Source organism: Streptomyces cyaneofuscatus, assembly GCF_000718135.1.
GTDB classification, from domain to species: Bacteria; Actinomycetota; Actinomycetes; order Streptomycetales; family Streptomycetaceae; genus Streptomyces; species Streptomyces cyaneofuscatus.
On the sequence record NZ_JOEM01000005.1, the window covers coordinates 98508 to 111436 of the forward strand.

General features: G+C 71.3%; 10 protein-coding genes. All 10 read right to left on the minus strand.

What is annotated here, in order from left to right; all coding sequences use genetic code 11:
- Positions 1-118 precede the first annotated feature (118 nt).
- A complete protein-coding gene (locus tag IF17_RS0109495) occupies positions 119-913 on the minus strand; it encodes a cell division protein FtsQ/DivIB (protein WP_030564132.1) in 795 nt (264 codons plus the stop codon).
- 49 nt (positions 914-962) lie between these two features.
- A complete protein-coding gene (gene murG / locus IF17_RS0109500) occupies positions 963-2057 on the minus strand; it encodes an undecaprenyldiphospho-muramoylpentapeptide beta-N-acetylglucosaminyltransferase (RefSeq protein WP_030564134.1) in 1095 nt (364 codons plus the stop codon).
- 6 nt (positions 2058-2063) lie between these two features.
- On the minus strand, positions 2064-3392 hold the full coding sequence (gene ftsW, locus IF17_RS0109505) for a putative lipid II flippase FtsW (protein ID WP_030564136.1): 1329 nt from the start codon (positions 3390-3392) through the stop codon (positions 2064-2066).
- A gap of 62 nt (positions 3393-3454) precedes the next feature.
- Entirely contained in the window at positions 3455-4897 is a 1443-nt protein-coding gene (gene murD / locus IF17_RS0109510) for a UDP-N-acetylmuramoyl-L-alanine--D-glutamate ligase (protein ID WP_209437753.1), read from the minus strand.
- Positions 4879-5949, minus strand: a complete 1071-nt coding sequence (gene mraY / locus IF17_RS0109515) for a phospho-N-acetylmuramoyl-pentapeptide-transferase (RefSeq protein ID WP_018511997.1) — start codon at positions 5947-5949, stop codon at positions 4879-4881. The genes murD and mraY overlap by 19 nt, the downstream gene beginning before the upstream one ends.
- Entirely contained in the window at positions 5946-7367 is a 1422-nt protein-coding gene (locus tag IF17_RS0109520; protein WP_030564140.1) for a UDP-N-acetylmuramoyl-tripeptide--D-alanyl-D-alanine ligase, read from the minus strand. The genes mraY and IF17_RS0109520 overlap by 4 nt, the downstream gene beginning before the upstream one ends.
- Before the next feature lie 4 nt (positions 7368-7371).
- Entirely contained in the window at positions 7372-9090 is a 1719-nt protein-coding gene (locus tag IF17_RS0109525) for a UDP-N-acetylmuramoyl-L-alanyl-D-glutamate--2,6-diaminopimelate ligase (protein ID WP_076967487.1), read from the minus strand.
- 40 nt (positions 9091-9130) lie between these two features.
- Complete coding sequence (locus IF17_RS0109530) at positions 9131-11113, minus strand: peptidoglycan D,D-transpeptidase FtsI family protein (RefSeq protein ID WP_030564145.1); 1983 nt, start codon at positions 11111-11113, stop codon at positions 9131-9133.
- A gap of 4 nt (positions 11114-11117) precedes the next feature.
- Complete coding sequence (gene ftsL, locus IF17_RS0109535; protein WP_030564147.1) at positions 11118-11714, minus strand: cell division protein FtsL; 597 nt, start codon at positions 11712-11714, stop codon at positions 11118-11120.
- A gap of 19 nt (positions 11715-11733) precedes the next feature.
- Complete coding sequence (rsmH, locus tag IF17_RS0109540; protein ID WP_030564149.1) at positions 11734-12699, minus strand: 16S rRNA (cytosine(1402)-N(4))-methyltransferase RsmH; 966 nt, start codon at positions 12697-12699, stop codon at positions 11734-11736.
- Between the last annotated feature and the right edge of the window lie 230 nt (positions 12700-12929).

Below are 12929 nucleotides of genomic sequence, written 5' to 3' on the forward strand. Positions count from 1 at the left end.
ACTAAGTCGACAAGTGGCGCACGTTCAACGAACACGCCGAACCTCCCGTTTTTCTTTTCACCCTATGTGATCACCCGTAGCGCTGACCAACCAGGGGGCTGGCCAGCACAAATGCACGTCAACTCCCCGATACCGCAGGGGCGCTGGGGGCACTCACGTCGAACTGTCCCGCTTTGGGGTCCGCCTTCATGAGAGCGGCGAGAACACGCGCCTTCACCGGCCCGTCCTCACTACTGCCCCAGATCACCGTCCGGCCACGGGTGAGCCGCAGGGAGATCCCGTCGTACGAGGTGACCCGCACCGCCTTGATCTCCTTCGCGAGCCCCTTCGGCAGCTCGCCCGCGACCTGCACGGCTTCCGCCGACAGACGGTCACTGCCGAACCTGCGCAGACTCGCCGACCGTTCCGGCTTCAGCTCCAGCAGGGGCACACCCTTGGGCGCCCGGTCCACCGTGGCGAAGTGGGTGCCCGTTCCGTCTACTTCGACGAACTTCGCGCCCTTTTCCACCAGAAGAACCGGCTTGCGTTCCGTCACCTTAAGGCTGATGCCGTGCGGCCAGGACCGCACGACATCCACGGAGTCGATACGTGGCAACTTCTGGAGCAACCGGCCCTCCATCGCACCGGTGTCCACGGAGATCAGCGGCGCCCCGATCGGTACGGCGGCAACCGCTTCCACCTCCTCGCGGGTCAGCACCTCGGTGCCGGTGGTGGTCACGCGTTCGACGCGGAGCCAGGAGGAGCCGTACAGCACCCAGATGGCGAACGCGGTGAGCAGGGCCGCCGCGACGCCGATCAGGATCAGGAGCGTACGGCGGCTCAGCCTCCGCTCCTCGGGGCCGATGTGCGGCGGGCGGGCGGGGGTGTCCGCACGCCCCGCTGCGCCGCGCTGGGCGGTCGTCGGTCCGGCCACGCTCGCTCCTTCGCCGGACCCGGGGCGCCCGCCCCGGGTCCGCACCGCCTCACGCCTGGCGGCGGGAGGCAATCGCTTCGTACACCATGCCGACGAGCAGGTCGTCGGCGTCGCGCCGGCCGAACTCGGCCGCGGCACGGGACATTTCGTACAGCCGGTGGGGATCCGACAGCACCGGCAGGACGTTGCCCTGCACCCACTCGGGGGTCAGCGCCGCGTCGTCCACCAGCAGGCCGCCGCCGGCGTTGACCACCGGCTGGGCGTTCAGCCGCTGTTCGCCGTTGCCGATGGGCAGCGGGACGTAGGCGGCGGGGAGCCCGACGGCGGAGAGTTCGGCGACGGTCATCGCGCCCGCGCGGCAGAGCATCATGTCGGCCGCGGCGTACGCGAGGTCCATCCGGTCCACGTACGGTACCGGGATGTAGGGCGGCATCCCGGGCATGTTGTCGATCCGCGGCAATTCGTTCTTCGGGCCGACCACATGGAGGATCTGGATCCCGGAGCGCTGGAGCAGCGGCGCGACCCGCTGGACCACCTCGTTGAGGTGGCGCGCGCCCTGCGAGCCGCCGGAGACCAGCAGCGTGGGCAGGTTGGGGTCGAGGCCGAAGGAGGCGCGGGCCTCCGGACGGACCCGGGCGCGGTCCAGGGTGGCGATGGTGCGGCGCAGCGGGATGCCGATGTAGCGGGCACCGCGCAGCTTGCTGTCCGGGGTGGAGACGGCGACCCCGTGGGCGTACCGGGAGCCGATCTTGTTGGCGAGGCCGGGGCGGGCGTTGGCCTCGTGGACCACGATCGGCACGCCGACGCGCTTGGCGGCGAGGTAGCCGGGCAGCGCGACGTAGCCGCCGAAGCCCACCACGCAGTCCGCCTTGGTGCGCTCCAGGACCTGCTCGGCGGCCTTGATGGTGCCGCGCAGCCGGCCCGGGACGGTGATCAGCTCGGGGGTGGGCTTACGGGGCAGCGGCACGGCAGGGATGAGGGCGAGCTCGTACCCCCGCTCGGGTACGAGCCTGGTCTCCAGGCCGCGTTCCGTGCCGAGGGCAGTGATACCCACGGTCGGGTCCTGCCTGCGCAGGGCGTCTGCGAGGGCAAGCGCGGGCTCGATGTGTCCGGCGGTCCCCCCGCCGGCGAGTACGACATGCACCGAAATTCACCGCTCTCCGGACGGACGCTTCGTGACGCGCCGTCTCATCGTCTTCCATCTCACCCCGGGCCTCCGCATGGCCAGGGCCGCCTTCGCGGCGGGATCGTTCCGCGCGAAGGCGATCATGAGCCCGACCGCGAACATCGTCGGCAGCAGGGCGGACCCTCCGTAGGAGAACAGCGGGAGCGGGACACCGGCGATCGGCAACAGGCCGAGCACCGCACCGATGTTGATCACGGCCTGAGCCATGATCCAGGTGGTCACGCCTCCCGCGGCATACCTGACGAAGGGGTCCTCCGTGCGTCCGGCCACGCGGATACCCGCATAGCCTAGAGCCGCGAACAGGGCGAGCACGGACAGCGTCCCCGCCAGACCCAGTTCCTCACCCGTGATCGCGAAGATGAAGTCGGTGTGCGGTTCCGGGAGTTGACCCCATTTTTCCACACTCGCACCCAGCCCGGAACCGAACCATCCGCCGGAGGCCAGGGCGTAGATTCCGTGCGCGGCCTGCCAGCAGCCGTCGTCGGGATCGGGTTCGCCGATGATGCCCATGCAGGAGAGCCGGGACATCCGGTTGGGGCTGGTCCAGATCAGCAGGAACGCCAGGGCGGCGGCGAATCCGAGCACCCCTGCGAAGAGCCGGGTGGGAGCGCCGGCCAGCCAGAGCAGCCCGAAGAGGATCGCCGTGAGGATGATCGCGGTCCCCATGTCGCCGCCGAGCATGATCAGCCCGAGGAGCATGAAGGCGACCGGGACGAGCGGGACGAGCATGTGCTTCCACTGCGTCAGCAACCGCTTGTCCTGCTTGCGGGCAAGGAGGTCGGCGCCCCACAGAATCAGCGCGAGCTTGCCGAACTCGCTGGGCTGGAGCTGGAACGGGCCGCCGAGGTAGAGCCAGTTCTGGTTCCCGCCGCGGGAAAGCCCTATCCCCGGCACCTGGACCAGGACCATCAGGAAGACCGTGATCATGAGCATCGGGTAGGCCAGTCCGCGGTGGAGCTTCACCGGCATCCTGGACGCGATCAGCATCAGCGCGCCCCCGATGACGGCGGCGACGAACTGCTTGCCGAAGAAGTACGTCGACGACTTGTCGATGTTCAACGCCTGGATCATCGAGGCGGAGTAGACCATCACCAGGCCCAGCACGGTGATCAGCAGGCTGGAGCCGAGGATCACGTAGTAGGCGGTCAGAGGGCGGTCCCAGGCCCGGCGTGCCTGTTCGTAGAGGCGCCGTACGCCGCCGCGCGGGGCCCGGGGGGCCGGGGAGCCGCGTCCCGCGCTCCGGGGTGGCGCCGGCCGGTGGCTGCGTACGGCGGAGCTCTTCTCGGCCGGCATTGTCGCTGTCCCCTCCACTGCTCGTGCCCGGGGGCGCGGCCCCCGGCGCGGAGCCCGGTCGGTCAGGCGCTCGTCTCGGCGCGTGCGCGGACCGCGTCCGCGAACGCCTCGCCCCGCTTGTTGTAGTTGGTGAACATGTCCATCGAGGCGCAGGCCGGGGCCAGCAATACCGTATCGCCCGGCCGCGCGAGCCGGGCGGCGTGCTCCACCGCCTCGGACATCGCCCCAGTGTCGGTCCGGTCGAGGTCGACCACCGGGACTTCCGGGGCGTGTCGCGTCAGGGCTTCGTGGATCAGCGCGCGGTCGGCGCCCATCAGCACGACGCCGCGCAGCCGCTTCGCCGCGCCGGTGACCAGCTCGTCGAAGGTGGCGCCCTTGGCCAGTCCGCCCGCGATCCAGACGATGGAGTCGTAGGCGGCGAGGGAGGCCTCGGTGGCGTGAGTGTTGGTGGCCTTGGAGTCGTCGACGTACGCGACTTCGTCGATGTCCGCGACGTGTTCGATGCGGTGGGCGTCGGGGCGGAAGTTGCGCAGCCCGTCGCGGACGGCGGCCGGTTCCACGCCGAAGGCGCGGGCGAGGGCGGCGGCGGCCAGCGCGTTGGCGATGTTGTGCGGCGCCGGCGGGTTCACGTCGGAGACCTCGGCGAGCTCCTGGGCCTGCTTCTGGCGGTTCTTCACGAAGGCCCGGTCGACGAGGATGCCGTCGACCACGCCGAGCTGGGAGGGGCCGGGGGCGCCGAGGGTGAAGCCGATGGCGCGGCAGCCCTCCTCGACGTCGGCCTCGCGGACGAGGTCCTCGGTGGCGGGGTCGGCCGCGTTGTAGACGCAGGCGACGGTGTTGCCCTCGTAGACGCGGCCCTTGTCGGCGGCGTACGCCTCCATCGAGCCGTGCCAGTCCAGGTGGTCCGGGGCCAGGTTGAGGACGGCGGCGGAGTGGGCGCGCAAGGAGGGCGCCCAGTGCAGCTGGTAGCTGGAGAGTTCGACGGCGAGGACGTCGTACTCCTGCTCGCCGAGCACCGCGTCCAGCAGCGATACGCCGATGTTGCCGACCGCCGCGGTGCGCAGGCCCGCGGCCTCCAGGATCGAGGCCAGCATCCGTACGGTGGTGGTCTTGCCGTTGGTGCCGGTGACGGCGAGCCAGGGCGCGGCCTTGCGGCCGTTGTCGCCGCGCAGCCGCCAGGCGAGTTCGACGTCGCCCCAGATGTCGACGCCCGCCTCGGCGGCAGCCAGGAAGAGCGGCTTGTCCGGCTGCCAGCCGGGGGCGGTAACGATCAGTTCCGTGGACGGCGGCAGGGTGGCGCCGTCGCCGAGGCGCACGGTGATGCTGAGCGCCTCCAGTTCGGCGGCCTGCGCGCGGGCGCGCTCGTCGTCGCCGTCGTTGACGACGGTGACGAGCGCGCCGCGCTCGTGCAGGGCACGGGCCGCGGGGATGCCGCTGACGCCGAGCCCGGCGACGGTGACGTGCTTGCCCTGCCAGTCCACGGTGCTCACTTCTTGGCTGCCCATCCCGCGTAGAAGAGGCCGAGGCCGACGATCACGCACATGCCCTGGATGATCCAGAAGCGGACCACGACCAGGACCTCGGACCAGCCCTTGAGTTCGAAGTGGTGCTGGAGCGGTGCCATCCGGAAGACCCGCTTGCCGGTCATCTTGAACGAGCCGACCTGGATGACCACGGACATGGTGATCATCACGAAGAGGCCACCGAGGATGGCGAGCAGGAACTCGGTGCGGGACAGGATCGCGAGGCCCGCGAGGGCGCCGCCGAGGGCGAGCGATCCGGTGTCACCCATGAAGATCTTGGCGGGCGAGGTGTTCCACCACAGGAAGCCGAAACAGGCGCCCATCAGGGCGGCGGCGACCACGGCGAGGTCGAGTGGGTCGCGTACCTCGAAACAGGCGCTGGGGTTGGTCAGGTTGTCCGCGTTGGCGCAGGACTCCTGGAACTGCCAGAGGCCGATGAAGGTGTAGGCGCCGAAGACCATCACCGAGGCGCCGGTGGCCAGTCCGTCGAGGCCGTCCGTGAGGTTCACGCCGTTGGACATGGCGAGGATCATGAACAGCGCCCAGACGCAGAACAGCACCGGGCCGATCGACCAGCCGAAGTCCTCCACGAAGGAGAGCCGGGTGGAGGCGGGGGTGTTGCCCCGGGAGTCGGCGAACTGGAGCGAGAGCACCGCGAAGGCGATACCGACGATCAGCTGGCCGGCCATCTTCGCCTTGGCCCGCAGACCCAGCGAACGCTGCTTGACGATCTTGATGTAGTCGTCGAGGAAGCCGACGAGGCCCATCCCGGCCATCAGGAACAGCACGAGGATGCCGGAGTACCGCATGTCCTCGCCGGTGATCACCTTCGCCAGGACGTACGCGATGATCGTCGCCAGGATGAAGGCGATGCCGCCCATCGTGGGCGTGCCCTTCTTGCTGCCGTGCGTGCGGGGGCCGTCGTCCCGGATGAACTGCCCGTATCCCTTGCGGGCCAGCAGCTTGATCAGCAGCGGGGTCCCGACCAGGGTCAGGAAGAGCCCGATGGCCCCCGCGAAGAGGATCTGCCTCATCGGCCGGCGACCTCGCCCTCGGTCGAGTTCTCCAGCAGTGCCTGGGCGACCTTCTCCAGGCCGACCGACCGGGACGCCTTCACCAGCACGACGTCTCCCGGGCGCAGTTCACTGCGCAACAGGTCGACGGCCGCCTGTGCGTCGGACACGTGCACCGACTCCTCACCCCACGAACCCTCGTTATATGCGCCCAGTTGCAGCCAGGAGGCTTCTCTCCCCCCGACAGCGACGAGCTTGCTGACGTTGAGCCGGACGGCGAGCCGTCCGACCGCGTCGTGCTCGGCGAGCGACGCGTCACCGAGCTCGGCCATCTGACCGAGCACCGCCCAGGTGCGTCCCCCGTCGGCCGCTCGGGCCTGACCCATGGCAGCCAGCGCACGCAGTGCGGCTCTCATGGATTCGGGGTTCGCGTTGTAGGCGTCGTTGACAACCGTCACACCGTCCCCGCGCTCGGTGACCTCCATGCGCCAGCGGGAGAGGGTGCCCGCCTCCGAGAGCGCCTCGGCGATCTCGGTCACGGACATGCCCAACTCATGGGCGACGGCGGCCGCGGCGAGCGCGTTCGACACGTGGTGCTCACCGTACAGGCGCAAGGTCACGTCGCTGCACCCGGTGGGTGTGTGGAGCTCGAACGCGGGCCGCCCGTCGGGGGTCATGCGGACCTTCTCGCCCCGTACGTCCGCTTCCGGGGCTTCTCCGAAGAGCAGGACGCGGGCCTCGGTGCGCGAAGCCATCGCGCGTACGAGAGGGTCGTCGGCGTTGAGTACGGCGCAGCCGTCCTCGGGGAGCGCCTCGACCAGCTCGCCCTTGGCCTGGGCGATCGCCTCGCGGCTGCCGAACTCCCCGAGGTGGGCGGAGCCGACGTTGAGGACCAGGCCGATGCGGGGCGGGGTGAGCTCGGCGAGGTAGTGGATGTGCCCGATGCCGCGGGCGCCCATCTCCAGGACCAGGTGCTGGGTCTCGGAGGTGGCGCTCAGGGCGGTGAGCGGCAGGCCGATCTCGTTGTTGAGGGAGCCGGGCGTCCAGACGGTCGGGCCGTGGCGCTGGAGGAGCTGCGCGATCAGGTCCTTGGTGGACGTCTTGCCCGCGGAGCCGGTGAGCGCGACGACGGTGGTGCCGAGGCGTTCGACGACGGTACGGGCGAGCGCGCCGAGGGCGCCGACGACGTCGTTCACGACGATCGCCGGAACGCCGACGGGGCGGGCGGCCAGGACGGCTGCCGCGCCCGCCTCGACGGCGCGCTGCGCGTAGTCGTGGCCGTCGACGCGTTCGCCGGCGAACGCGGCGAACAGGCTGCCGGGGGCGACCTCGCGGGAGTCGATGACGACGGGTCCGGTGACGGTGACTGCCGGGTCCGGTATGTCGTGCGGCTGCCCGCCGACGATTTCGGCGATCTCGGCGAGGGAAAGGGTGATCACTTGGTCATCCCTGACTGTTGTTCTCGTGGTGAGGGGCACGGCCGGCGGCGCCGGTGCGCCCCAGGGACCGCTCGATGGCGTCGTGCAGGACCTTGCGGTCGTCGAAGGGGCGTACGACCCCGTGGATGTCCTGGCCCTGCTCGTGGCCCTTGCCCGCGACCAGGACGGTGTCGCCCGGCTCGGCGCGTGCGACGGCGGCGGCGATGGCCGAGGCCCGGTCGGCGTCGACCAGGACGTCACCGCGTTCGTGGACGGGGACCTCGGCGGCGCCGGAGAGCATCGCGGCGAGGATCGCGAGGGGGTCCTCGGAGCGGGGGTTGTCGGAGGTCAGGACGGCGGTGTCGGCGAGGCGGGCCGCGGCGGCGCCCATCGGGCCGCGTTTGGTGGTGTCGCGGTCGCCGCCGCAGCCGAGGACGATGTGCACCCGGCCCTCGGTGACCTTCTGCAGGGAGCGCAGGACGGACTCGACGGCGTCGGTCTTGTGCGCGTAGTCGACGACGGCGAGGTACGGCTGTCCGGCGTCCACCCGCTCCAGCCGGCCCGGGACCCCGGGGACGGCCGCGATGCCGTCGGCGGCGATCTGCGGGTCGACGCCCGCGACGGCCAGCGTGACGATCGCGGCGAGGGTGTTGGCGACGTTGAACGGGCCGGGCAGCGGGGCGCGGGCGGCGATCCGTTCGCCCTTGGGGCCGACGGCGGTGAAGGTGCTGTCCTGGGGGCCGACCTGGACGTCCTCGGCGTGCCAGTCGGCGTCCGGGTGGCCCTCGGTGGAGAAGGTGGTGACCGGGACGCCGGACTCGGCGATGAGCCGGCGGCCGTACTCGTCGTCGAAGTTCACGACGCCGCGGTGGCTGCGCTCGGGGGTGAAGAGCTGGGCCTTGGCCTGGAAGTAGTCCTCCATGCCGGAGTGGAACTCCATGTGCTCCGGGCTGAGGTTGTTGAAGACGGCGACGTCGAAGACGCAGCCGTCGACCCGGCCGAGCACCAGGGCGTGGCTGGAGACCTCCATCGCGACGGCCTCGACGCCGCGTTCGCGCATGACGGCGAACAGGGCCTGGAGGTCGGTGGCTTCGGGGGTGGTGCGCTCGGACTTGATGCGCTCGTCGCCGATCCGCATCTCGACGGTGCCGATCAGCCCGGTGGCGCGGCCCGCGGCGCGCAGTCCGCCCTCGACCAGGTACGCGGTGGTGGTCTTGCCGGAGGTTCCGGTGATGCCGATCTGGAGGAGGCCGATGCCGGGCCGCCCGTAGATGTCGGCGGCCAGCTCGCCCATGACGCCGCGTGGGTCCTCGGCGACCAGCACCGGCAGGCCGGTGGCGGCGGCGCGTTCGGCGCCCGTCGGGTCGGTGAGGACGGCGACGGCACCGAGGCCCGCGGCCTGGGCGGCGAAGTCGGCGCCGTGGAGACGGGCGCCGGGCAGGGCCGCGTACACGTCTCCGGGGCGCACGGCCCGCGAGTCGTGGGTGATGCCGGTGACGTCACCGGCTCCCGTCGCTTCGACGCCGAGCCGGGCGGCCAGCTCGCCGAGGGGGGTGGGCCGGAGCCGGTCCGGTCGGGGCGCTCCCGGGTAGGTCACAGGCGCGTCCTTCTGAGAGGTTTGGGACTGATCAGCGTGGGGCACGGCGGTGAGCGTACCGGGCCGGTGCGGGCTCTCGCGAAGCGAGGCACCGGGTCCCGGGAAGTTCTCGTTCCGGTTCCCGGGATCGGGGGTGATGGTTGTCACTGAGGGTTCCCTTGGAGGAGATGCTCGCGCATCCCCGTGTTCACTCGCCGGGTTTGAAGGACACCGGCAGCCGGGGCGGCTTACTGCCGGACGGTGGGACCTGGAGCGTCTTGAGCGCGAACTCCATGACCTGCTTGTAGATCGGGCCGCAGATCTGGCCGCCGAAGTAGCTTCCCTTGGTGGGGTTCTGGATCGCGCAGTAGACGGTGATCTGCGGATCGTCGGCCGGGGCGAAGCCGGCGAAGGAGGCGGTGTACCCCTTGTAGACGCCGCGGACCGGGTCGACCCGGTTGGCGGTGCCGGTCTTGCCCGCGACCCGGTAGCCGGGGATGGCGGCCTTGGTGCCGGTGCCCTCCTGGTCGTCGACGACGGATTCCAGCATGGTCGCCAGGGTCTTGGCGGTCTTCTCGCTGACCACCCGGTTCTCCTCGGGGGCGTCGGCGGCGGTGAAGCGGCCGTCGGCGCCCTTGGTGCCGCGTACGAGGGTGGGAGCGATCCGGACCCCGCCGTTGGCGATGGTGGAGTAGACCGAGGCGGCCTGTACGGCGTTGAGCGAGAGGCCCTGGCCGAAGGGGATCGTGTACTGCTGCGAGGTCGACCAGTCCTTGGGGTGGGCCAGCAGGCCGGGCGACTCGCCGGGGTAGCCCAGCCCGGTCTTCTTGCCGAGGCCGAACTTCCGCAGGTAGTCGTAGAGCACCTTGTTCGACTCGGCCTGACTCTTGCCGAGCTGACCGGTCGCCAGGATGGTGCCGATGTTGCTGGACTTGGCGAGGACCCCGTTGAGCGTGAGGTACCAGGTGGGGTGGTCGACGTCGTCCTTGAAGAGCCGGTCGCCGCGGTGCAGCCGGTTGGGGACGGTGACATGGGTGCCGGGCGTGGCGGCCTTCTCCTCCAGTACGGCGGCCATCGACATGACCTTGCTGGTGGAGCCGGGCTCGTACACGTCCTGGAGGGCCGCGTTGCCGAGCGACGCCGAGGTGGCCTGGGAGAGGTCGTTGGGGTCGTAGCCCGGCGAATTGGCCATGGCCAGCAGCTCGCCGGTCCGGGTGTTCTGCACGATGACGTAGCCGCGGTCGGCCTTGGACTTGGCGACCTGGTCGCTGATGGCCTTCTGGGCGGCCCACTGGATGTCGCGGTCGATGGTCAGCTCGATGTCGGAGCCGGGCACGGCCGGGTCCTCGCTGCCGCCCGCGGTGGGGACGCGGCGGCCGCCGGACTGGGCGTAGCGGATCTTGCCGTCCTCGCCCGCGAGCTCCTTGTCCAGCTGCGATTCGAGTCCGCCGCCGCCCTTGCCGTCGGCGCTGACGAATCCCAGTATCCCGGCGGCGAGGTCCCCGTTGGGGTAGACCCGCTTGGTGGTGGGCTCCTGGAGGACCCCGGCCAGGACATTGGCGCCCGCGCCGCCGTTCAGCTCGTCCTCGGATGCCTTCTCGGCGAAGACGGCCTTCAAGTCCTTGATCTGCTTCCAGACCTGGGGGGTCTGCCGGTACGCGAGCACGGTGTAACGGCTCTTGGGGGTCGAGAGCTTCTTGACCAGCTCGTCGACGTCCTTGCCGAGGATCGGGGCGAGCAGCGCGGCGGCCTGCTGCGGCGCATCGGGGGCCTTGCTCTCCTCGGGCGTGAAGAGCTTGGGGTCGGCCGTGATGTTGTGCGCGTCGACGCTGGTGGCGAGGGCGACGCCCCTGCGGTCGGTGATCTCGCCGCGCTCGGCGGCGACCGTGTACTCCAGGTAGCGGTTCTTCTCGGCCTTGGCCGCGTACGCGGTGGCGTCGACGGCCTGGACCTGGAGCAGCCGGGCCACGAAGAGCAGCATGATCAGCGTCAGCCCGAGGCTGACCAGCCGGAGCCGGGGGCGCGGGGAGCCGAGGCGGAGCGTGCGGGACGCCCGTCCGCGTGCGGTGGTGCGCCGTGGGGCGGGTCGGGGGCCGCGGGCCGGGGGGCGCGCGCCGGAGCGGCCGTTGGCCCCGTTACGGGGGCGCGCCGGGCCGGGTACGCGGCGGCGCGGCGGTTCCTTGGGCGGCACTGCGTCACCTGCCGGGGGTGGTCGGGGTCGGGGTCGCCGGGGTGTTCTCCGGGGCGGGGGCGGTGTCGGCCTGGGCGCCGGGGGCGCCTTGGGGCTCGGGCTCGGTGGATGCGCCCGGCGAAGGGATCGCGGAGCCGGAGGGGGTGGCGGGATCCGTGCCGTCGGCCTGCGCGCCGCCCTCGGGTGTCGGGTCGGCGGCGCTCGGGGTGGGGCTGGGGCTGGGCGGCGGGGCGATGGCCTTTTTGGGGACTCCGCGGACCGTGCCGTCCGGGTTCAGGAAGGCGGGGCTGCCGCCGGGGACCATGCCGAGTTCCCGGGCGCGGCGCTCCAGGGCGTCGGGCTGGGAGTAGCTGTCGACGTCGCGCTGGAGGGCCTGCTGTTCGTCGGTGAGCTCGGTGGTGTCCCGCTTGAGCTTGCTGAGCCTGAACGATCCTTCGTTGAGCGCGGAGTTCAGCAGCAGCAGGGTGATGAGCCCGCCGCCCAGGAGGAGCACGACCAGCAGGACGAAAGGCGTACGGGCCGCGCTGCTGGGTGATGCGGTCGGCATCAGCCGGGCGAGCCGCCCGGCGCGCCCCTTCAGCGATGCGGCCGGCCTGCTCACCGCGTGCCCCCCGTGGTGCTCATCGCTCGTCCTCCCGGATGCGCTGGGCGCCGCGGAGCCGGGCGGGGGCGGCGCGCCGGTTCTCGGCGATCTCGTCCTCGGTGGGCAGCTCGGCGCCCCGGGTGAGCAGCTTGAGGCGGGGCTGGTAGCGCTCGGGGACGACGGGCAGTCCGGGCGGCGCGGTGTTGGCGGCGCCGGCCGCGAAGACCTGCTTGACCAGCCGGTCCTCCAGCGAGTGGTAGGACAGCACGGCGATCCGGCCGCCGACCGCGAGGCTCGCCACGGCAGCCGGGATGGCCTGCTCCAGGACGCTGAGCTCGCCGTTGACCTCGATGCGCAGGGCCTGGAAGGTCCGCTTGGCCGGGTTGCCGCCGGTCCGCTTGGCGGCCTGGGGCAGGGAGTCGCGGATCAGCTCGACGAGCCGCGCGCTGTTGCTGAACGGCTCCTTCTCGCGCTCGCGCACGACGGCGGAGACGATCCGCTTGGCCTGCTTCTCCTCGCCGTACGCGCGCAGGATCCGCACGAGCTCGCCGGGCGGGTAGGTGTTGAGCACCTCGGCGGCGCCGATGCCGGTGGACTGGTCCATGCGCATGTCGAGCGGGGCGTCCTGGGCGTACGCGAAGCCGCGGTCGGCCTCGTCGAGCTGCATGGAGGAGACGCCGAGGTCGAACAGGATGCCCTGGACCTTGGGGACGCCGAGCCGGGCGAGGACGTCGGGGAGCTCGTCGTAGACGGCGTGGACGAGGGTGGCGCGGTCGCCGAAACGGGCGAGCCGTTCACCGGAGAGCCGCAGGGCCTCCTTGTCCCGGTCCAGCGCGATCAGCCGGGCGGTGGGGAAGGCTTCGAGGAGCGCCTCGCTGTGGCCGCCGAGGCCGAGGGTGCAGTCGACGACCACGGGCTCGGGGTGGGCCGGGTCCTGGAGAGCCGGGGCCAACAGGTCCAGACACCTCTGGAGCATCACCGGGACGTGTCGGGTCTGGCTCAATGCGCCCTCTCAGGCTCTGTACCGCGCGGCCGGTACGTACGTCCTGGTCCCCGCCCGCTCTGAAGGGGAGGTCCGCCGGCGCCGGGGAAGGGGCGTCGGCCGACCGAGAGCGGGAGAGGGCCGGGCCGCACGTACGCCGCACATCACGGGGGAAAACGGAATATGCAGGAGGTGCAGGGTGTGCGCAGTGGTGGTGGTACGGGTTCAGGGTGGTGACTTCGCGTTACTTT

What these genes read in the sequence shown, in the direction of transcription:
- ftsW (WP_030564136.1), bottom strand. Translation starts at nt 3,392, where the DNA reads ATGCCGGCCGAGAAGAGCTCCGCCGTACGCAGCCACCGGCCGGCGCCA.
- murD (WP_209437753.1), bottom strand. Translation starts at nt 4,897, where the DNA reads ATGGGCAGCCAAGAAGTGAGCACCGTGGACTGGCAGGGCAAGCACGTC.
- mraY (WP_018511997.1), bottom strand. Translation starts at nt 5,949, where the DNA reads ATGAGGCAGATCCTCTTCGCGGGGGCCATCGGGCTCTTCCTGACCCTG.